General features: G+C 60.4%; 19 protein-coding genes and 2 tRNA genes. 1 reads left to right on the top strand and 20 read right to left on the bottom strand.

The window, feature by feature from the left end:
• Positions 1–175: 175 nt before the first annotated feature.
• The 14 genes from rpsO to rlmE form a co-directional block, all read right to left on the bottom strand.
• Positions 176–445, bottom strand: a complete 270-nt coding sequence (gene rpsO, locus AC07VG_RS15115) for a 30S ribosomal protein S15 (protein ID WP_002555121.1) — start codon at positions 443–445, stop codon at positions 176–178.
• A 143-nt stretch (positions 446–588) separates the two neighbouring features.
• The gene (gene truB, locus AC07VG_RS15110) at positions 589–1,506 is read right to left on the bottom strand and encodes a tRNA pseudouridine(55) synthase TruB (RefSeq protein ID WP_495001398.1); all 918 of its coding nucleotides are present in this window, start codon (positions 1,504–1,506) and stop codon (positions 589–591) included.
• Between the two features lie 3 nt (positions 1,507–1,509).
• Positions 1,510–1,926 (bottom strand): 30S ribosome-binding factor RbfA, encoded by a 417-nt coding sequence (gene rbfA, locus AC07VG_RS15105; protein ID WP_495001397.1) that lies wholly within the window; start codon positions 1,924–1,926, stop codon positions 1,510–1,512.
• Between the two features lie 159 nt (positions 1,927–2,085).
• Positions 2,086–4,611 carry a translation initiation factor IF-2 gene (gene infB / locus AC07VG_RS15100; protein WP_495001396.1) on the bottom strand — a complete coding sequence of 842 codons (2,526 nt, stop codon included), beginning with the start codon at positions 4,609–4,611 and terminating at the stop codon, positions 2,086–2,088.
• Positions 4,612–4,638: 27 nt separating this feature from the next.
• On the bottom strand, positions 4,639–6,120 hold the full coding sequence (nusA, locus tag AC07VG_RS15095; protein ID WP_100939596.1) for a transcription termination factor NusA: 1,482 nt from the start codon (positions 6,118–6,120) through the stop codon (positions 4,639–4,641).
• A gap of 47 nt (positions 6,121–6,167) precedes the next feature.
• Positions 6,168–6,626, bottom strand: coding sequence for a ribosome maturation factor RimP (gene rimP / locus AC07VG_RS15090; protein WP_495001441.1), 459 nt, complete (start codon positions 6,624–6,626; stop codon positions 6,168–6,170).
• 143 nt (positions 6,627–6,769) lie between these two features.
• Positions 6,770–6,846 (bottom strand) — tRNA-Met (locus AC07VG_RS15085).
• Positions 6,847–6,942: 96 nt separating this feature from the next.
• Positions 6,943–7,028: transfer RNA gene (locus tag AC07VG_RS15080), tRNA-Leu, on the bottom strand.
• Positions 7,029–7,057: 29 nt separating this feature from the next.
• On the bottom strand, positions 7,058–7,438 hold the full coding sequence (secG, locus tag AC07VG_RS15075; RefSeq protein WP_495001395.1) for a preprotein translocase subunit SecG: 381 nt from the start codon (positions 7,436–7,438) through the stop codon (positions 7,058–7,060).
• A gap of 4 nt (positions 7,439–7,442) precedes the next feature.
• Positions 7,443–8,198, bottom strand: coding sequence for a triose-phosphate isomerase (gene tpiA, locus AC07VG_RS15070; RefSeq protein ID WP_495001394.1), 756 nt, complete (start codon positions 8,196–8,198; stop codon positions 7,443–7,445).
• A gap of 66 nt (positions 8,199–8,264) precedes the next feature.
• A complete protein-coding gene (gene glmM, locus AC07VG_RS15065) occupies positions 8,265–9,602 on the bottom strand; it encodes a phosphoglucosamine mutase (RefSeq protein WP_495001393.1) in 1,338 nt (445 codons plus the stop codon).
• Positions 9,603–9,618: 16 nt separating this feature from the next.
• The gene (folP, locus tag AC07VG_RS15060) at positions 9,619–10,470 is read right to left on the bottom strand and encodes a dihydropteroate synthase (protein ID WP_495001392.1); all 852 of its coding nucleotides are present in this window, start codon (positions 10,468–10,470) and stop codon (positions 9,619–9,621) included.
• An 8-nt stretch (positions 10,471–10,478) separates the two neighbouring features.
• On the bottom strand, positions 10,479–12,389 hold the full coding sequence (gene ftsH, locus AC07VG_RS15055; protein ID WP_248796133.1) for an ATP-dependent zinc metalloprotease FtsH: 1,911 nt from the start codon (positions 12,387–12,389) through the stop codon (positions 10,479–10,481).
• 203 nt (positions 12,390–12,592) lie between these two features.
• Positions 12,593–13,222: a 23S rRNA (uridine(2552)-2'-O)-methyltransferase RlmE gene (rlmE, locus tag AC07VG_RS15050; RefSeq protein WP_495001391.1), complete on the bottom strand. Its 630-nt coding sequence runs from the start codon at positions 13,220–13,222 to the stop codon at positions 12,593–12,595.
• 106 nt (positions 13,223–13,328) lie between these two features.
• Here rlmE and yhbY point away from each other — a divergent pair, with 106 nt between their 5' ends.
• A complete protein-coding gene (gene yhbY / locus AC07VG_RS15045; protein WP_100939603.1) occupies positions 13,329–13,637 on the top strand; it encodes a ribosome assembly RNA-binding protein YhbY in 309 nt (102 codons plus the stop codon).
• A 12-nt stretch (positions 13,638–13,649) separates the two neighbouring features.
• Here the strand turns inward: yhbY and AC07VG_RS15040 are convergent, their stop codons facing one another.
• The 6 genes from AC07VG_RS15040 to dnaJ all read right to left on the bottom strand — a co-directional run bounded on the left by AC07VG_RS15040 (position 13,650) and on the right by dnaJ (position 21,307).
• Complete coding sequence (locus AC07VG_RS15040) at positions 13,650–14,054, bottom strand: MFS transporter (RefSeq protein ID WP_495001390.1); 405 nt, start codon at positions 14,052–14,054, stop codon at positions 13,650–13,652.
• Positions 14,055–14,082: 28 nt separating this feature from the next.
• Entirely contained in the window at positions 14,083–14,559 is a 477-nt protein-coding gene (greA, locus tag AC07VG_RS15035) for a transcription elongation factor GreA (protein WP_248796130.1), read from the bottom strand.
• Positions 14,556–17,777, bottom strand: a complete 3,222-nt coding sequence (carB, locus tag AC07VG_RS15030) for a carbamoyl-phosphate synthase large subunit (protein ID WP_495001389.1) — start codon at positions 17,775–17,777, stop codon at positions 14,556–14,558. The genes greA and carB overlap by 4 nt, the downstream gene beginning before the upstream one ends.
• A gap of 105 nt (positions 17,778–17,882) precedes the next feature.
• On the bottom strand, positions 17,883–19,019 hold the full coding sequence (gene carA / locus AC07VG_RS15025) for a glutamine-hydrolyzing carbamoyl-phosphate synthase small subunit (RefSeq protein WP_495001388.1): 1,137 nt from the start codon (positions 19,017–19,019) through the stop codon (positions 17,883–17,885).
• A gap of 346 nt (positions 19,020–19,365) precedes the next feature.
• Positions 19,366–20,172 (bottom strand): 4-hydroxy-tetrahydrodipicolinate reductase, encoded by an 807-nt coding sequence (gene dapB, locus AC07VG_RS15020; RefSeq protein ID WP_495021427.1) that lies wholly within the window; start codon positions 20,170–20,172, stop codon positions 19,366–19,368.
• Positions 20,173–20,182: 10 nt separating this feature from the next.
• Positions 20,183–21,307 (bottom strand): molecular chaperone DnaJ, encoded by a 1,125-nt coding sequence (dnaJ, locus tag AC07VG_RS15015; protein ID WP_495021426.1) that lies wholly within the window; start codon positions 21,305–21,307, stop codon positions 20,183–20,185.
• Positions 21,308–21,461 lie beyond the last annotated feature (154 nt).

The following is a 21,461-nucleotide window of genomic DNA, read 5'->3' as shown; positions in this document are numbered from 1 at the left end:
TCTTGGGGAACTTGTCTTCTTGCGAAATTCTTGGGCAACACCGGGAATCGGCCCGACGGTCATTGTCCAGATAAAGCGGGTACTCAGATAAAACTAGAGGCTGGGAGCTTGCCATGCGCCAGCGGGAAACCCGCTGACGCACAGCAAACAACCAACCTCATAGCGCAATCGCTGATTAGCGACGCAGACCCAGGCGACCGATCAGAGCGCTGTAACGGCTCACGTCTTTGCCTTTCAGGTAGTCCAGCAGCTTACGACGCTGGTTAACCATGCGGATCAGACCACGACGGGAGTGGTGGTCTTTACCGTTGGCCTTGAAGTGACCTTGCAGTTTGTTGATGTTGGCGGTCAGCAGTGCAACTTGCACTTCTGGCGAACCAGTATCACCAACGGCTTGCTGGTAGTCGGTAACGATTTGAGCTTTTTCTTCAACGCTGAGAGCCATGAGGCAATCCTTTTATCAAGAAACTGTTTCAGAAAAACAGTTTCAACAGGCCAGGGACAGATCCCTGTATCTATAAATGAGCAGTGACCGTGCCTGTTGACAGCCACCCTCTCCAGCCTGCGGTGACACAGGCTGGTTTCCGGTCATTCTGACCGAATCAGTCGACGCGGCGCGATGCGCCCGTCTTCGCTCACTTCACCGATACCGATAAAGCGACCGTTATGATCTTGTACCCGCACCATGCCGAACTTCGGCGCGTCCGGGGCACGTACCGGTTGGCCGTTAAGCCAATAAAACGCACTGTGCTCGGAAAAGTGCAGCAGCGGCCAGTCTAGCAGACCGCTGTCCGAGGGCATGAGGAAGCGGTCGACCGCCTCGTTGCCGCCTTCGGCATGCACCGCCTCGAGCTCTTCGAGCGTGACGGTCTGGGCCAGAGTGAAGGGGCCGGCCTGGGTCCGTCGCAATTCAGCCACGTACGCACCACAACCGAGCTTCTCACCGATATCCTCCACCAGGGTGCGAATATAGGTGCCCTTGCTGCAGTCCACCACCAGTCGGGCAGTATCACCCTCGCAGGCGAGCAATTCCAAGCGCGCAATAGTAACAGAACGCGGTTCGCGCTCCACTACTTCCCCGGCACGGGCCAGCTTGTACAACGGCTGTCCGTCACGCTTGAGCGCCGAGTACATCGGCGGTATCTGACTGATTTGACCGCGAAATTCCGGCAACACCGCCTCGATATCGGCACGACCAACGGTCACCGGGCGCGTCTGCAAAACCTCGCCTTCGGCGTCTGCGGTGGTGGTGGTCTTGCCCAATTGCGCCAGGGTTTCATAACCCTTGTCGGAATCAAGCAGGTATTGCGAGAACTTGGTGGCCTCGCCGAAGCACAGTGGCAGCACGCCGGTAGCCAACGGATCGAGGCTGCCGGTGTGACCGGCCTTCTCGGCGTTGAGCAACCAGCGGACCTTCTGCAAGGCGGCGTTGGAGGTGAACCCCAACGGCTTGTCCAGCAGAATGATGCCGCTGACATTACGACGGATACGCTTGACCTGAGCCACCGGTTACTCCCGACCGTCTTCTGGAAGGTTGTCTTCTGGAGCAGCTTCGCCAAGGTGCTGATTGTCTTCAGCCACGGCGCGCTCGATCAACGCGGACAAGTGAGCACCACGCACGACACTCTCATCGTAGTGGAAGTGCAACTGCGGCACGCTGCGCAACTTCATTTCACGGGCCAACTGCATGCGCAGGAAGCCAGCGGCGGCATTGAGCACCTTGATGCTCTGCGCGATGTCCTCGGCACTGTCCTGGCCCATCACGGTGATGAAGATCTTCGCGTGACCGACGTCACGGCTGACGTCGACGGCGGTAATGGTCACCAGGCCGACGCGCGGGTCTTTGACTTCACGACGGATCAGCTGCGCGAGCTCACGCTGCATCTGGTCGCCGATGCGTTGGGTACGGCTGTATTCTTTTGCCATGTCTTGTTACCTGTAGCTGCCCTGCGGTGAAACCCGCAAGGTCTGAAAGCGGCAAACGCCCGGCCTGGCAGAAGCCGGACCGGGCGTTGCGTTTAGAGTCCTGACACTGTGCCGCGCATTTGCATGCGGCGGCTCAGCGTGGCCCTTGAAGTGCGCGAGTCAGAGGCTGCGAGCAACCTGAACCTTCTCGTAGACTTCGATCTTGTCACCGACTTTGACGTCGTTGTAGCTCTTCACGCCGATACCGCATTCCATGCCGGCACGGACTTCGGAAGCGTCATCCTTGAAGCGGCGCAGGGATTCCAGCTCGCCTTCGAAGATCACGATGTCCTCACGCAGTACGCGGATCGGACGGTTACGGTGAACAACACCTTCGATCACCATGCAACCGGCGATCGCGCCAAATTTCGGCGAGCGGAACACGTCGCGAACTTCGGCGGTACCCAGGATGTTCTCCCGGACATCGCTGCCCAGCATACCGGTCAACGCTTTCTTGACGTCTTCGATGATGTCGTAGATCACGTTGTAGTAACGCATATCCAAGCCTTCCTGCTCGACGATCTTCCGTGCGCCAGCATCGGCACGCACGTTGAAGCCGAACAGTACAGCGCTGGAGGCCAGTGCCAGGTTGGCGTCGGACTCGGTGATACCACCGACACCGCCACCGACAACACGCACTTGCACTTCGTCGTTACCCAGGCCGTTCAAGGCGCCGTTCAACGCTTCCAGCGAACCACGGACGTCGGATTTGAGGACGATGTTAAGCGTCTTCTTCTCTTCCTGACCCATGTTCTCGAAGATGTTTTCCAGCTTGCCAGCGTGGGCGCGGGCCAGTTTGACTTCGCGGAACTTGCCTTGACGGAACAGAGCCACTTCACGGGCTTTCTTCTCGTCGGCAACAACGCTCATCTCGTCGCCAGCGTCCGGGGTACCGTCCAGGCCGAGGATCTCGACCGGAATGGAAGGACCGGCTTCCTTGATCGACTTGCCGTTCTCGTCGAGCATGGCCCGTACACGGCCATAGTTCGAACCGACCAGGACCATGTCGCCTTGGCGCAGGGTACCGTCTTGGACCAGAACGGTAGCCACCGGGCCACGACCTTTGTCCAGACGCGATTCAACCACGACACCACGACCAGGAGCCGAAGGCGTTGCTTTCAGTTCCAGGACTTCGGCTTGCAGCAGGACGGCTTCGAGCAACTCGTCGACACCAGTACCGACTTTCGCCGAAACCGAGACGAACGGGGTGTCGCCGCCCCACTCTTCCGAGGTCACGCCGTGAACCGACAGTTCGCTACGGATGCGATCGAGATCGGCGCCCGGCTTGTCGATCTTGTTCACCGCAACCACCAGTGGAACACCGGCCGCCTTGGCGTGCTGGACAGCTTCAATGGTCTGCGGCATCACGCCGTCGTCCGCTGCAACCACCAGGATCACGATGTCAGTGGCCTTGGCACCACGGGCACGCATCGCGGTAAACGCGGCGTGACCCGGGGTGTCGAGGAACGTGACCATGCCGCGATCGGTTTCAACGTGGTACGCACCGATGTGCTGGGTGATACCACCGGCTTCGCCAGCCGCCACCTTGGCACGACGGATGTAGTCGAGCAGCGAGGTCTTACCGTGGTCGACGTGGCCCATAACGGTCACAACCGGTGCACGGGAGAACGCTTCACCTTCGAACTTCAGGGACTCGGCCAGGGAATCTTCCAGGGCGGTGTCGCTGACCAGGGTCACTTTGTGGCCCAGTTCTTCAGCAACCAGCTGGGCAGTTTCCTGGTCCAGTACCTGGTTGATGGTGGCTGGCGTACCCAGCTTGAACATGAACTTGATGATTTCGGCAGCCTTGACCGACATCTGCTGGGCGAGATCGCCGACAGTGATGGTCTCGCCGATCTTCACTTCACGCACGATAGGGCCGGTAGGGCTCTGGAAACCGTGGGCGTTGCGCTTTTTCAGCTTGGCCTTGCCGCGACCGCCACGACGGAAACCGTCGCTTTCTTCGTCGGTAGTGCGCGGAGCCACACGTGGCGCCGGCGCCTTTTCCTTGACCGAAGCACGATGCGGAGCGTTTTTGCGCTCGCCATCAGCTCCGCCGCTACGACGATTGTTATCGTCGGCACGTGGTTTGTCTGGACGACGCGGCTCTTCGCGCTTGCGCTCGACGGCCGGTGCAGGAGCGGCCGCCGCAGCTTCGCGGACAGGCTCGGCAGCGACAACAGGTGCCTGGGCAACAGCGTCGACCACCGCAGCATTCCCCGGAGCAGCAGCAGGCTGGCGGCGCGCTTCTTCTTCGGCGCGACGCTTGGCTTCTTCTTCAGCCTTTTGACGGGCCGCATTCTCTACGGCACGACGTTCTTCCAGCTCACGCTTGCGCTCGGCTTCGATTTCTTCCGGGCTGCGCTGTACGAAGACTTTCTTCTTGCGCACTTCAACGCTGATGCTTTTGCTACCGGCAACACGCAGGGTGCTGGTGGTCTTGCGCTGCAAGGTAATCTTGCGCGGCTCTTCCACTTTCGCCTTGTGGCTGCTTTTCAGGTGAGTCAGCAGCGATTGCTTCTCACTGTCGGTCACATGTTCCTCGGCGGCGGTGTGCGGCAGACCTGCCTCACGCATCTGCTGCAACAGGCGCTCTACCGGTGTTTTGACCTCATCGGCCAGTTGTTTCACCGTGACTTGCGTCATGCACTTCTCTCCTCAGGCCGCGCCTAATTACTCGAACCAATGGGCTCGGGCGGCCATGATCAACTTGCCGGCACGATCATCGTCAATGCCGTCGATGTCGAGCAGGTCGTCAATAGACTGCTCGGCCAGGTCTTCGCGGGTAATTACGCCGCGCACCGCCAGTTCCATCGCCAAATCCTTGTCCATACCCTCAAGCGAGAGCAGGTCTTCGGCCGGATGGGCGTCTGCCAGCTTTTCCTCAGTAGCGATGGCTTTAGTCAACAAACGATCCTTGGCCCGAGCGCGAAGCTCGTTGACGGTGTCTTCGTCAAAGCCATCGATGTTGAGCATTTCTTCCAACGGTACGTAGGCAATCTCTTCCAGGCTGGTAAAGCCTTCATCAACCAGTACCTGCGCCAGATCTTCGTCGACTTCCAGCTCGTCGATGAAGTTGCGCAGAATGTCACCGGTCTCTGCTTGCTGCTTAGCCTGGATGTCCGATTCGGTCATCACGTTCAGGGTCCAGCCGGTCAACTGGCTGGCCAGACGCACGTTCTGACCACCGCGACCAATGGCCTGAGCCAGATTGTCTGCGCCGACGGCGATGTCCATCGCGTGGGCATCCTCGTCAACGATAATTGCCGCGACTTCCGCCGGCGACATGGCGTTGATCACGAACTGCGCCGGGTTGTCGTCCCACAGGACGATGTCCACGCGCTCGCCACCCAACTCGCCGGAAACGGCCTGGACACGCGAACCGCGCATACCAATGCACGCGCCTTGCGGGTCGATGCGTTTGTCCTTGGAGCGGACCGCGATCTTGGCGCGCGAACCCGGGTCACGGGAGGCGGCCATCACTTCGATCAGGCCTTCGGCGATCTCCGGCACTTCGATACGGAACAGCTCGATCAGCATTTCCGGCGCGGTACGCGACAGGATCAACTGCGGGCCGCGGTTCTCGGTGCGGATTTCCTTGAGCAGGGCGCGCACGCGCACGCCGACGCGGAAAGTCTCGCGGGAAATGATGTCTTCGCGGGCCAGCAGGGCTTCGGCGTTGTTGCCCAGGTCAACGATGACGTTGTCACGGGTGACTTTCTTCACGGTGCCGGAGATGATTTCCCCCAGGCGCTCGCGATAGGCGTCGACGACCTGTGCACGCTCGGCTTCGCGAACCTTCTGCACAATGACTTGCTTGGCGGTCTGAGCGGCGATGCGACCGAATTCGATGGACTCGATCTTGTCTTCGACGACGTCGCCGACTTTGGCACCTGGGTGGGTCTCCGCAACCTTGCTCGGCCAGGTCTCGATCGCCGGATCATCAAGATCGGCTTCCTCGACGACTGTCCAGCGACGGAAAGTCTCATAGGCACCGGTGTGGCGGTTGATTTCCACACGCAGGTCAACTTCGTCTTCAAAGCGCTTCTTGGTAGCGGTCGCCAGAGCAATCTCCAGCGCCTCAAAAATCACGCTTGCCGGTACACCCTTTTCGTTGGATACCGACTCAACAACCAGCAATACTTCTTTGCTCATCGTACGCCTCGCCTTTCGCAAGCCATTGGATCCGCGGGATCCGCGTCTCAGTCAAAACTGGGAATAATGTTGGCCTTGTCGATCAAATCGATCGGCAACAGGAACTCATGGTCTTCCACCTGCACCACGACATCCTGTTCTTCCACTCCGCGCAGAAGGCCCTGAAAATTACGTCGACCTTCGAAAGGCGAGCGCAACTTTATCTTCACTTGTTCGCCGGCATGCGAGGCAAACTGTTCAAGGGTGAACAGCGGGCGTTCCATGCCAGGAGAGGAAACCTCAAGGGTGTATTCACTGGTGATGGGGTCTTCGACGTCCAGGACACCACTGATCTGGCGGCTGACGATGGCACAGTCGTCCACCAGCACACCGCCTTCTTTATCGATATAAACGCGCAACACGGAATGGCGACCTTGAGCCGAATACTCAATACCCCAGCATTCATAGCCAAGGGCCACGACCACCGGGGCCAACAAGGCCTGCAACTGTTCTAGCTTGCTCGACACCTGAACCCCCTCGTGCATCTCTGTGCATGCAATAGAAATAAACAAAAAATGGGCGAATCGCCCATCCCTGAAACGCCGTCGAACAGCGGCGTCATAAAGTACCCAGCCAACAAAAAGCCCCTGAAAAGGGGCTCCGCTAAAACTGGTTGCGGGGGCCGGATTTGAACCGACGACCTTCGGGTTATGAGCCCGACGAGCTACCAGACTGCTCCACCCCGCGACAAAGCTGGGGCGGAAGTATACGACCGATCCCTTGCAGGGTCAATGTAACCTTCCACCTACAAGAAAGCCCGCAACAGCGGGCTCTCCTGATAATTGGTACCGAGAAGGGGACTCGAACCCCTACACCCTATGGGCACAACCACCTCAAGGTTGCGTGTCTACCAATTCCACCACCTCGGCAATACAACGTTTACAGCGTGAAACCCATTTTACTTCTGCTCTGGAGCCTTGGGTACATCAATCGGTGAGGCCGACTTAGGTTCCTGGAGCACCGGTACATCATCAGATGCCGGTTTCTGCTTTGGCACTTCCAACACCGCTGGGTTTGGCAAACCTACTTGAGTCAGCTCATGAGCTTTCTCTTTAGCAAAGTAACCTAACCCCAAGCTGGTTATGAAGAAACCTGCGGCAAGTATAGCAGTAAACTTACTAAGAAAGGTAGAGGAACCTTGGCTTCCGAACACAGTATTTGAAGCACCTGCCCCGAAAGACGCACCAGCGTCCGCACCTTTACCCTGTTGCAGCAATACCAGAGCGACAACGCCCAGCGCACCCAACAGATGAAGAACGACTACGACTGTTTCCAGCATTTTTTCAGTTTCCCGCGGCGCGACAGATCGCACCGAACTCATCTGCATTCAGGGAAGCCCCACCAATGAGCCCCCCATCGATATCCGGCATGCCGAACAGTTCGACCGCATTGGCCGCCTTCACGCTGCCGCCGTATAGAAGCCGCACACCTTGTGCGACCTCAGAATTCTCTGCCGCCAACTGCGCGCGGATGGCGGCGTGCACATCCTGCGCTTGTTGCGGCGAAGCTGTCAGCCCGGTGCCAATGGCCCAGACTGGTTCGTAAGCGATGACAGCCTTGGCAAAAGCGCCGACACCCAGCTTCTCGATGATGCTGCCCAGCTGACGCGACACCACTTCCAGCGTCTTGCCGGCTTCGCGCTGCTCCAGGGTCTCCCCTACGCAGAGCACCGGAATCAAACCACAGGCTTGCGCTGCCGCAAACTTGCGATTGAGGGTGCGATCCGTCTCGCCCATGATCAGGCGACGCTCGGAATGCCCGACCAACACCAGGGAACAGCCTGCATCGAGCAGCTGGCTCGGTGCAATTTCACCGGTCAGGGCACCCTGCATGGATTCCACGGCCGAGTTCTGCGCACCGACCGAAATCGATTTGCCTTTCAAGCCCTCAACCACTTGGCTGATATGCAGGCACGGCGGGAATACCGCCACGTCCACACCGCTCGGCAAGGCCAGGCCACGCAGACCCTTGATCAGCTCGACGACGCTGGCGCGGGTACCGTGCATCTTCCAGTTACCAGCTACCATTGGGCGACGCATGCTGTACCTCGCAGGTCAAAGTGGGCGCAGATGTTACCCAACCACATCCTCACTGGCAAGCCGAAATCAGGCGCAAACTTCAGTCACCAGTTTTGCCAGCGCATCGGCATGGCCACGAACCGTGACTTCGTCTTCGCCTTCAACCATGACCCGCACCAGTGGCTCGGTGCCGGACTTGCGCAACAGCACGCGGCCGCGACCGTTCATGGCCTCGGTGACACGCTCGCACGCCTGCACCACCTTCGGGTGCTTGACCGGATCGACGCCACCGGCGAAACGCACATTGACCAATACCTGCGGGCACTTGCGCAACGCCTGCCGCGCCTGCGCCAGGCTTTCGCCACGGCGACGCAGTGCCATCAAGGTCTGCAATGCCGCAATGATCGCATCGCCGGTGGAGTTGTGATTCAGGCAAAGGATATGCCCGGAGTTTTCCCCCCCCACCAGCCAGTTGCGCTCCAGCAGCTCGGCAATCACATAACGGTCGCCGACATTGGCACGCACGAAAGGAATGTCCAGCTCCTTGAAGGCCAGCTCAAGGCCCAGGTTACTCATCAAGGTACCGACCACGCCACCGTTCAACTTGCCGCGCTCGGCCATATCCCGGGCAATGATGAACACCAGTTCGTCGCCATCGACCACCGCGCCCGTGTGATCGACCATCAGCACCCGGTCGCCGTCGCCGTCGAACGCAATCCCCAGGTCCGCCTGCTCAGCCAGCACCGCCGCCTGCAGCGGCTTCATGTGCGTCGAACCGCAGTTGTCGTTGATGTTCAGGCCGTTGGGCGCCGCCGACAGCGCCGTCACCTGCGCACCCAGCTCGCGGAACACACTCGGCGCGACCTTGTAGGTGGCGCCATGGGCGCAGTCAATCACCAGCTTCAGGCCCGCCAGACTGGTCCCGGTCGGCACACTGCTTTTGCAGAATTCGATGTAGCGACCGGCAGCGTCATTGATACGCGAGACCTTGCCGAGCTTTTCCGACTCGACCACCGTCATCGGCGCATCGAGCAGCTCCTCGATCATCAGCTCGACCTCATCCGGCAGCTTGGTACCTTCGCCGGAGAAAAACTTGATGCCGTTGTCATCATGGGGATTGTGCGAAGCACTGATCACGATCCCGGCCTCGGCATGGAAGGTCCGGGTCAGGTAGGCGATAGCCGGCGTCGGCATCGGCCCCAGCAGCAGCACATCGGCGCCGGCCGCGGAAAGGCCGGCTTCCAGGGCGGATTCGAACATGTAGCCGGAGATCCGCGTGTCCTTGCCCACCAGCACCCGGCACGCGCCGAGCTTGCGGAACGCCATGCCGGCAGCCCAGCCGAGCTTGAGCATGAACTCAGGGGTGATCGGGAATTGTCCTACGCGCCCGCGAATACCGTCGGTGCCGAAGTATTTTTTCTTCATCAGTGCTCCATCGTTCTTATTGCGCAGCGTCAACAGCAGCAATCATGCGTACCACGTCGACCGTTTCGGCGACATCATGCACGCGCAGAATCCGCGCCCCTTTGCTCATCGCCAGCGCAGCCAGGGCGAGGCCACCATAAAGGCGCTCACCCACCGGGCGACCCAGGGCCTGCCCTATCATGCTCTTGCGCGAGACGCCGACCAACAACGGTCGACCCAGGGCGTGCAACGCTTCCATATGTTTGAACAGGCTCAGATTGTGCGCCAGGGTCTTGGCAAAGCCAAACCCAGGATCGAGCACGATGCGCTCGGGCGCAATGCCTGCCGCCGCACACAGCGCCATGCGCTCGACGAGAAAAGCCAGCACCTCGCCGGTCACGTCATCGTAGTGCGGATTGTCCTGCATATTCCCCGGCTCGCCGAGCATATGCATCAGGCACACCGGCAACCCCGTCGCCGCAGCGGCTTCGAGGGCGCCGTCGCGCCGCAGCGAACGCACATCATTGATCAGGCCCGCGCCCAGTCGCGCAGTTTCGCGCATGACCGCCGGCGTGGACGTATCAACCGAGATGATCACATCCAATTCCCGATGAATACGCTCGACCACCGGCGCGACACGCTCCAGCTCCTCAAGCGCAGAGACCACGGGAGCCCCAGGACGGGTAGATTCGCCGCCGACATCGATCAGCGTCGCGCCGGCTTCGACCATGGCCCGGGCATGGCTCAGCGCCGCCTCCAGGTGATTGAAGCGACCGCCATCGGAAAACGAGTCGGGGGTGACGTTGAGAATGCCCATGACATGCGTCTGGGCCAAATCAAGAACCCGGTTGCCGCAAGGCAACCGGGTCGAGGACTGAACAGAAGTCATTTCAAACCTTAATGATCAGCCGCGGGGCCGCCGATCGGCGTTTCAGGTCGTTCGTTCTGGATCACCGGCGGAGTGCCCGAGGTTCCCGAACCACCTTCCCAATCGCGCGGCTCACGCGGCGGGCGACCGGCCATGATGTCGTCGATCTGCTCGGCATCGATGGTTTCATACTTCATCAGCGCGTCCGCCATGGCGTCGAGCTTGTCGCGGTTCTCCGTCAGGATCTGCTTGGCCGTGCCGTAGCACTGGTCAATGATGCTGCGCACTTCCGAGTCGATCAGCTTGGCGGTTTCGCCGGAGAAGCTGGCGTTCTGCCCGCCACCGCCACGACCCAGGAATACTTCCTGGTCTTCCTCGGCGTACATCAGCGGCCCCAATTTCTCGGACAAGCCCCACTTGGTGACCATATTCCGGGCAATCTGGCTGGCACGCATGATGTCGTTGGAAGCGCCGGTGGTGACACCGTCGAAGCCCAGGGTCATCTCTTCGGCGATACGGCCGCCGTACAGCGAGCAGATCTGACTGATCAGCGCGCGCTTGGACAGGCTGTAGCGATCTTCTTCCGGCAGGAACATGGTCACACCCAGCGCACGACCGCGCGGGATGATCGAAACCTTGTAGACCGGATCGTGCTCGGGCACCACACGACCGACAATGGCGTGACCGGCCTCGTGATACGCGGTGTTCTGTTTTTCCTTCTCGGACATGACCATGGATTTGCGCTCGGCGCCCATCATGATCTTGTCTTTCGCCAGCTCGAACTCTTTCATCTCAACGATGCGCTTGCCGGCGCGCGCGGCGAACAAGGACGCCTCGTTCACCAGGTTGGCCAGGTCGGCACCGGAGAAGCCCGGCGTACCACGCGCAATCACCGCCGGCGCGACGTCGTCGCCCATCGGCACCTTGCGCATATGGACCTTGAGGATCTGTTCGCGACCACGGATGTCCGGCAGGCCGACCACCACCTGGCGGTCGAAACGACCGGGACGCAGCAGCGCCGGGTCGAGCACGTCAGGACGGTTGGTGGCGGCAATCACGATGATGCCGTCGTTCATTTCGAAACCGTCCATCTCCACCAGCAACTGGTTGAGAGTCTGTTCGCGCTCGTCATGACCACCGCCCATGCCGGCACCACGATGCCGACCGACCGCATCGATTTCGTCGATGAAGATGATGCACGGCGCGTGTTTCTTCGCCTGCTCGAACATGTCACGGACACGACTGGCACCGACACCGACGAACATTTCGACGAAATCGGAACCGGAAATAGTGAAGAACGGCACCTTGGCTTCGCCGGCAATCGCCTTGGCCAGCAAGGTCTTACCGGTACCCGGAGGACCGACCATCAACACGCCACGGGGAATCCGACCGCCCAGGCGCTGGAACTTGCCCGGATCGCGGAGGAACTCGACCAGTTCGCCGACTTCTTCCTTGGCCTCGTCGCAACCGGCCACGTCAGCCAGGGTGGTTTTCACCTGGTCTTCCGAAAGCAGGCGCGCCTTGCTCTTGCCGAAGCTCATCGGTCCGCCCTTGCCGCCCGCGCCGCCCTGCATCTGGCGCATGAAGAACATGAACACCGCGATGATCACCAGGATCGGGAAGCTGGCCACCAGCAACTGGGTCCAGATGCTCTGCTGCTCAGGCTGTTTGCCTTCGACCACGACGTGGTTGTCCACCAGGTCGCCGATCAGGCCGTTGTCCTGGATCGCCGGACGGATGGTCTTGAAGCTGTCACCATCGTTGCGCTTGCCGGTAATCACGTAGCCGTCCACGGCCACGCGCTCGACCTTGCCATCCTTGACCTGCTGGATGAAGTCGGAATAGTTGAGGGTCTGTGGCTCGTTAGGGCTGGAGAAGTTGTTCATCACCGTCACCAGGACAGCCGCGATGATCAACCACAGGATCAGATTCTTTGCCATATCGTTCAATTAACTACCCTCATGAAGCGGGATCCGCTACTGGCGCGCGCTTCGCATGATATTCACCGGCATAACTTACTACATTACCTACAGATCCTGCAGGCGCCGTCTGTAACCCTTTGTGAAACAATCACTACACAATATGCGCTTATTCTCACGGGGCGAAATACGAAAAACCTATCGCCCCGGCCAAGAACCTCGAGTTACTCAGTCCGTCCACGAAAGCCACGACCCAGCAGATACTGCTCGCGGGACCGATCACGGGAAGACGTCGGCTTGCGCGTCTGCACCTTGTCGAACAGCTTGCGGAAGTTCTTGTGGTACTCGTCGAAACCTTCGCCCTGGAAAACCTTGATCAAAAAATCACCACCGGGGCGTAGGACGCGTCCGGCGAGATCGAGTGCCAGTTCACAAAGGAACATCGAACGCGGCATATCCACTTCGGGTGTACCACTCATATTGGGGGCCATATCGGAAATCACAAGGTCAACCTCGGAATTTCCCACCGCCGCGAGGATCTCAGCCAGGACCGCGTCCTCGGTAAAGTCGCCCTTGATGAAGGTCACATCGGGGATGCTGTCCATGTCCAGAATGTCGGAAGCGATCAGGCGCCCCTTGCCACCAATCAGACGACTGGTCACCTGGGACCAGCCACCCGGCGCCGCGCCGAGGTCGATCACGGTCATGCCTGGACGGATAATCCGGTCCTTCTCCTGGATCTCCAGCAATTTGTAGCTGGCCCGGGAGCGGTATCCGTCTTTTTGCGCCATTTTGACGAACGGATCGTTGAAATGTTCTTTCAGCCAGTTAAGGCTAGTCTTGGAACGGGCCACGGGCCACCTCAAAAAAATAGTCGAATCGCGATTAACTGGGCGGTCCCGGACGCGCTCGGGTAAACTGGCCGCCGCTTTTTACAAGATCAGACGCAGGGGTCAGATTATGCCGCTCACTCAAGAGCAGAAGAAACAGTACAAATCCATTGGCCACCATCTGAAACCAGTATTGACTGTGGCTGACAACGGTTTGACCGAAGGTGTGTTAGCCGAGCTTGAACGCGCATTGGGCGATCATGAGCTGATCAAGATCAAGCTCAATATCCTCGACCGCGAATCGCGCCTGGAGGCCATTGCGCAGCTGTGCAAGGCCGGCAAGGCGGATCTGGTGCAAGTCATCGGCAAGATGGCGCTGCTTTATCGCAAGAACTTCAGCGTCAACAAGCAGTTGTCCAACGTCCATCGCTTCAAGTGACGTAGGAACGGGTCAAGGGTACGCGGTGCGTACCCTGCCACTCTCGCCGGGCACCGGCTGCAGCACCAGCACCAGGCCGCAAAGGCCAAGCACCAGGTAACTGAACAACTGCCAACGCAACGCATCCGGCAGCCAGGTCCGCACCGCGAAATACATCCCGCACGCATACAGCGACGTCAGCAGCAATTGCCCCCGCGTATCGCGCCACAGGCTTGCCCGGCCTTCGGCCTGGAGCAACACCAGGGTCTGCACGATCACACACACCGTTGCAAACCCTATCAATAAAGAGCCCAGCAGGCTATCGATCTCGTCGACCAACAGCGGTGCCAGGCCTATTTGCGTCAACACCGGCAACAAGCCGATGTGCAGCAGCCACAGGCCACCGACCCAGAGCATCTGGGTCAGCTGCCAGAGCATGGCGCCCGCACGCAGCGGGCGCCTTCGTTCAGAGGTGACGGACTTCAACAATCTCGTACTCGATAACGCCACCTGGCGTTTTGACTGCCACCACATCCCCCTCTTCCTTGGCGATCAAGGCGCGGGCCAGCGGCGAGCCGACGGAGATCTTACCGAGTTTGAAGTCGGCCTCGTCCTCACCCACGATGTGGTAAACCACGCTTTCGTCGGTCTCGACGTTGGCGATTTCCACGGTGGTGCCAAAAATCACCTTGCCGGTGTGCGGGATGGTCGTGACGTCGATGATCACCGCGTTCTGCATACGGCCTTCGATATCACGGATCCGCGCCTCGACCATACCCTGCTGCTCGCGGGCAGCATGGTATTCGGCGTTTTCCTTCAAGTCGCCCAACTCACGGGCCGTACCGATGTCCTGGCTCAGCTTCGGACGGACGACCTTGGTCAGGTGAGCGTGCTCCTCTTCCAGGGCCTTGGCGCCCTGGACGGTCATGGGGTATTTGATCATGCCTTCAATCCTGCGTGTAGATCCTGCAAGCGACGCACGGTCTTCTCTGGACCGAACTTGAGCGCTTCGCAGATGGCTTCGCCAGCAGCAATGGTAGTCGTGCAGTAGATCTTGTGCTGCAGCGCGTTACGACGAATGGAGTACGAGTCGGCGATCGACTGGCGGCCTTCGGTCGTATTGATGATCAGGGTGACTTCGTCATTCTTGATCATGTCGACGACGTGCGGACGACCCTCCGTCACTTTGTTGACCCGGCGCACCTTCAGCCCGGCCGCTTCGATCAGCTTGGCCGTGCCGGCAGTTGCCACCACTTCGAAGCCCAAGTTGATCAGATCACGGGCCACGCCCGCAACCAGTGGCTTGTCATCATCACGGACGCTGATGAAGGCAGTACCGCCGGTCGGCAGCACTTCGCTGGCCCCCATCTGAGCCTTGGCGAAGGCTTCGCCGAAGGTGTCGCCGACGCCCATCACCTCACCGGTGGACTTCATCTCCGGGCCCAGGATCGGGTCCACGCCAGGGAATTTGGCGAAGGGGAACACCGCCTCTTTCACGCTGTAGAAGTTCGGAATGATTTCCTTGGTGAAGTTCAGCTCTTTCAGGGTCTTACCAGCCATCACCCGGGCTGCGATCATCGCCAGGGAGACACCGATGCACTTGGAGACAAACGGCACGGTACGCGAAGCGCGCGGATTGACTTCGATGACGTAGATATCTTCGCCCTGCAAGGCCAACTGCACGTTCATCAGGCCGACAACGCCCAGTTCCAGGGCCATTTTCTTGACCTGTTCGCGCATCTCGTCCTGGATGTGCGCCGGCAACGAGTATGGCGGCAGCGAGCACGCGGAGTCACCGGAGTGAACGCCGGCCTGCTCGATGTGCTGCATGATCGCGCCGATCACCACGTCGGTGCCGTCGCAGACCGCATCCACGTCCATTTCGATGGCGCAGTTGAGGAAGTGGTCCAGCAGCACCGGGCTGTCGTTGGAGACTTTCACCGCGTCGCGCAGGTAACGCTTGAGTTCTTCTTCTTCGTAGACGATTTCCATCGCCCGGCCGCCCAGTACGTAGGACGGACGCACCACCAGCGGGTAACCGATCTTGCTGGCGGCACGAATCGCTTCGTCTTCGCTGCGCACGGTAGCGTTTGGCGGCTGACGCAGGTTCAGGCGCTCGACCATCTGCTGGAAGCGCTCACGGTCTTCGGCGCGGTCGATGGCGTCAGGGCTGGTACCGATGATCGGCACACCGGCCGCTTCCAGGGCACGGGCGAGTTTCAACGGGGTCTGGCCGCCGTACTGGACGATCACGCCCTTGGGCTTCTCGACGCGGACGATTTCCAGCACGTCTTCCAGGGTCACCGGTTCGAAGTACAGGCGATCGGAGGTGTCGTAGTCGGTGGACACGGTTTCCGGGTTGCAGTTGACCATGATGGTCTCGTACCCGTCTTCGCGCAGCGCCAGGGCCGCGTGCACACAGCAGTAGTCGAACTCGATGCCCTGGCCGATACGGTTCGGACCGCCGCCGAGGATCATGATCTTGTCGCGACCCGATGGCGCGGCCTCGCACTCTTCTTCATACGTCGAGTACAGGTAGGCGGTGTCGGTGGCGAACTCGGCCGCGCAGGTGTCGACGCGCTTGTAGACCGGGAACACTTCCAGCTTGTGCCGGTGAGTCCGCAGGTTTTTCTCGGTCACGCCCAGCAGCTTGGCCAGACGCATGTCGGAGAAGCCCTTGCGCTTGAGGCGGAACATCAGGTCGCGATCAATAGCCGACAGACCCAGGGTCTTGACCTTCTCTTCTTCCTTGATCAGATCTTCGATCTGCACCAGGAACCATGGATCGATCATGTTCATGCCGAAGATTTCTTCGACCGTCATGCCGGCGCGGAAGGCGTCCGCCACGTACCAGATGCGCTCGGCGCCCGGCACGGTCAGTTCGCGCTTGAGCACGTTCATGCTTTCCGGGTTGCTCAGGTCGAGCTTCTCGTCCAGGCCGCAAACGCCCACTTCCAGGCCGCGCAGGGCTTTCTGCAGGGATTCCTGGAAGGTCCGGCCGATGGCCATGACTTCACCGACCGACTTCATCTGGGTGGTCAGGCGGGCGTCGGCTTTCGGGAATTTCTCGAAAGCGAAGCGCGGCAGCTTGGTCACGACGTAGTCGATGGACGGTTCGAAGGACGCCGGGGTCTTGCCGCCGGTGATGTCGTTCGACAGCTCGTCCAGGGTGTAACCCACAGCCAGCTTGGCGGCGACCTTGGCGATCGGGAAGCCGGTGGCTTTCGAGGCCAGGGCCGAGGAGCGCGATACCCGTGGGTTCATCTCGATCACGACCATCCGGCCGGTGTTCGGGCAGATGCCGAACTGAACGTTGGAACCACCGGTTTCCACGCCGATCTCGCGCAATACCGCCAGGGAGGCGTTACGCAGGATCTGGTATTCCTTGTCGGTCAGGGTCTGTGCTGGCGCCACGGTGATCGAGTCACCGGTGTGCACGCCCATCGGGTCGAAGTTCTCGATGGAGCAGACGATGATGCAGTTGTCCTTTTTGTCGCGGACAACTTCCATTTCATATTCTTTCCAGCCGATCAGCGATTCGTCGATCAGCAGTTCCTTGGTCGGCGACAGGTCCAGGCCACGGGCGCAGATCTCTTCGAATTCTTCACGGTTGTAGGCAATACCGCCACCGGTGCCACCCATGGTGAAGGACGGACGGATGATGCACGGGAAGCCAAGCTTCTCGAGGACCGCGTTGGCCTCGTCCATGCTGTGGGCGATACCGGAACGCGGGCAGTCCAGGCCGATGGATTTCATCGCCTTGTCAAAGCGCGAGCGGTCTTCAGCCTTGTCGATGGTGTCGGCGTTGGCGCCGATCATTTCCACGCCGAACTTCTCGAGGATGCCTTCGCGCTCCAGGTCCAGGGCGCAGTTCAGGGCGGTCTGGCCACCCATGGTCGGCAGCAGGGCGTCCGGACGCTCTTTCTCGATGATCTTGGCCACGGTCTGCCATTTGATCGGTTCGATGTAGGTGGCGTCGGCCATGGCCGGGTCGGTCATGATGGTGGCCGGGTTGGAGTTCACCAGGATGACGCGGTAACCCTCTTCGCGCAGGGCCTTGCAGGCCTGAGCGCCGGAGTAGTCGAATTCGCAGGCCTGGCCGATCACGATCGGGCCGGCACCGAGAATCAGGATGCTTTTTATGTCTGTACGTTTTGGCATGGGTTTGTCACTCAAATCCGCAGGTCAGTCGGCAAGCCGTTGAACAATCCTCGAAGAGACCGAGGGGGCCGCCGCGCTGCGGGGCCGCCCTGGGCATTCAGGCGATCAACGGCGCTTGGCCATCTCATTGATGAAGCGATCGAACAGCGGCGCAACGTCGTTCGGGCCAGGGCTGGCTTCAGGGTGACCCTGGAAGCTGAACGCGCTCTTGTCGGTGCGCTCGATGCCTTGCAGAGAACCGTCGAACAGCGACTTGTGGATCGCCCGGACGTTGCCCGGCAGGGTCGCCTCATCCACCGCAAAACCGTGGTTCTGGCTGGTGATCATGACAACGCCGCTGTCCAGGTCCTGGACCGGGTGGTTGGCACCGTGATGGCCGTGACCCATTTTCAGGGTCTTGGCGCCGGAGGCCAGGGCCAGCAGTTGGTGACCCAGGCAGATACCGAAGACCGGGATCTCGGTTTCCAGCACGTCCTTGATCGCCTGGATAGCGTAGTCGCATGGCTCAGGATCGCCCGGGCCGTTGGACAGGAACACGCCGTCCGGTTGCAGGGCCAGGACGTCGCTGGCTGGCGTCTGCGCCGGCACCACCGTCACACGGCAGCCGCGCTCGACCAGCATGCGCAGGATGTTGTGCTTGATCCCGTAGTCGTAGGCCACGACGTGGTAAGGCAGCTCGGACGCTTCGATGGTCGCGTGACTGTCGGTCTTCAAGTCCCAGACCGTCGAGCGCCACTCGTACTGCTTGGTGGTGCTGACGACTTTCGCCAGGTCCATGCCCTTCAGGCCCGGGAAGCCCTGTGCTGCGGCAATTGCCGCGGCTTCGGAAATGTTGTCGCCGGCCATGATGCAGCCGTTCTGCGAACCTTTTTCCCGCAGGATGCGGGTCAGGCGCCGCGTGTCGATACCGGCGATGGCCACCACGTTGTTGGCCTTCAGGTAATCGGACAGGGACATCGTGTTGCGCCAGTTGCTCGCTACCAGTGGCAGGTCGCGAATGACCAGGCCGGCGGACCAGACACGATCGGACTCGGCGTCTTCCGGCGTGGTGCCGGTGTTGCCGATGTGCGGGTAGGTCAGGGTAACGATTTGCTGGGCGTAGGAAGGATCGGTAAGGATTTCCTGATAGCCGGTCATGGCAGTGTTAAACACCACCTCACCAACGGTCTGACCGTCGGCTCCAATGGCTTCGCCACGAAAAATGCTGCCATCAGCAAGGGCGAGTATGGCTGGCTTAGTCAAGAAGACCTCCCGTAAATAAAGCCTGAAAGGGCGATCGCAGGTTGTAAAAAAGCGGAATGACGTATGGACACGTCACCCCGCTCGTTCACTGAATTATTCTGCGCGCTTTTAGTGGACACACTAAAGCTGTAGCTTACAGAAAAAGGCTTTTTTAATCCACCGCTAATGAGCCGAAAAGGCCAGGGAATGCGACAGGGCGTCGCCAAACGGTGTGAAACAGAGACTGAAGGAGCCACAACCCTGTGGGAGCTGGCTTGCCGGCGATGAGGCCCTGGAGCCTTGCAGCGCCTTGATGGACGCCATCGCCAGCAAGCCGGCCCCACAGCTAAGTACCGTGTCGTACCGGTCAGTGCAGTTCGAGCACGTCCTGCATATCGTACAGGCCTGGCGCCCTGCCATCCAGCCACAACGCCGCACGCACCGCACCTTTGGCGAAGGTCATGCGGCTCGAAGCCTTGTGGGTGATCTCCAGGCGCTCGCCTTCGGCGGCGAACAGCACGGTGTGATCACCGACCACATCGCCGCCACGCACCGTGGCAAAACCAATGGTTTCGCGCTCGCGCGCACCGGTATGCCCTTCACGACCGTACACCGCGACCTTCTGCAAATCGCGATCCAGCGCCTTGGCGATCACCTCGCCCATACGCAATGCGGTACCCGAAGGTGCGTCGATCTTGTGCCGGTGGTGCGCTTCGATGATCTCGATATCCGCATCCTCGCCCAGCACCCGCGCCGCCATATCCAGCAGCTTCAACGACAGGTTGACGCCAACGCTGAAATTGGCCGCGAAGACAATCGCAATATCCTTGCCCGCCTCAGCCAGCAAAGCCTTCTGCGCCACGTCCAAACCGGTGGTGCCGATCACCATGGCCTTACCCGTCTTACGGCAGAACGCCAGGTTCTTCAGCATCACCTCCGGCAGCGTGAAGTCGATCAGCACGTCGAACTCATCCGCCACCGCGTCCAACCCCTCGGACAACGGCACGCCGATGCGCCCCAACGAGGCCAGCTCGCCAGCATCCGCACCAACCAGCGAGCTGCCGGGGCGGACGATCGCCGCCGTCAGGCCGGTGAGCGGCGCGCGCTGCTGCACCGCCTCGATCAGGATCTTGCCCATGCGCCCGGCGGCGCCCATCACAGCTATACGTCGCATACCTCGCTCCTTACAGGTCGCCGAAGAAACGCCTCATCCCCTCGAACCAACCGCTGGCCTTGGGCGAATGAGAGCTGTCGCCAGCCAGAGAGGAGCGGAACTCTTCCAGCAGCTCACGCTGGCGACGACTCAGATTCACTGGGGTCTCGACGGCCACACGACACATCAGGTCACCCGCACCGCCACCGCGCACCGGCGCAACGCCCTTGCCGCGCAGACGGAACTGCTTGCCGGTCTGGGTGCCTTCCGGAATCTTCAATTTGACGCGACCGTCCAGAGTCGGCACTTCCAGCTCGCCGCCCAGGGCTGCGTCGACAAAGCTGATCGGCACTTCGCAGAACAGGTGCTTGCCGTCGCGCTGGAAAATATCGTGCTCGCGGACATTGATCACCACATACAGGTCGCCCGTCGGACCGCCCTGCGTGCCCGCTTCGCCTTCGCCGGACAGACGAATACGATCGCCGGTATCGACGCCCGACGGCACTTTCACCGACAGGGTCTTGTACTCTTCCACGCGGCCCTGACCATGGCAGGCGTCGCACGGATCGGAAATGATCTTGCCCTGGCCATGGCAACGCGGGCAGGTCTGCTGCACCGAGAAGAAGCCTTGCTGCATGCGCACCTGACCAATACCACCACAGGTCGGGCAGTTGATCGGCGCAGAACCTTTCTTGGCCCCCGAGCCGTCGCACGGCTTGCAATTGACCAGCGTCGGCACGCGGATATTGACGGTCGTGCCACGCACCGCCTCTTCCAGGTTCAGTTCCAGGGTGTAACGCAGGTCGCTGCCACGCTGCGCGCCGCCACGGGAACCACCGCGACCGCCACCGAAGAAATCGCTGAACACATCACCGAAGATATCGGAGAAGTTCTGCCCGCCGAAGCCCGCACCGCCACCCCCCATGCTCGGGTCGACGCCCGCATGGCCGTACTGGTCGTAGGCCGCACGCTTGCCGGAATCGGACAGCACTTCGTAGGCCTCGTTGGCCTCCTTGAACAACTCTTCCGACGCCTTGTCATCCGGATTGCGGTCCGGGTGATGTTTCATCGCGAGACGACGGTAAGCCTTTTTCAGGTCCGCCTCGCTGGAGCCGCGCTCGACCCCCAATATCTCGTAATAGTCACGCTTTGCCATGATTCTTTGCACTCTTGAGGATGTTCGGGACAACCGACTGGAACAATCCCGCCCCTACCACCAGCACCCGAACGCTGTCGCATGCTGTAAAAATTCGTCTATTCCAGACACGCCAACGCGGGAGCAAGCTCCCGCGCGGCGACATCCTACCAGT

This window comes from Pseudomonas sp. GW821-FHT03C07, assembly GCF_059420925.1.
This window is presented reverse-complemented; position numbering and strand designations above follow the sequence as displayed.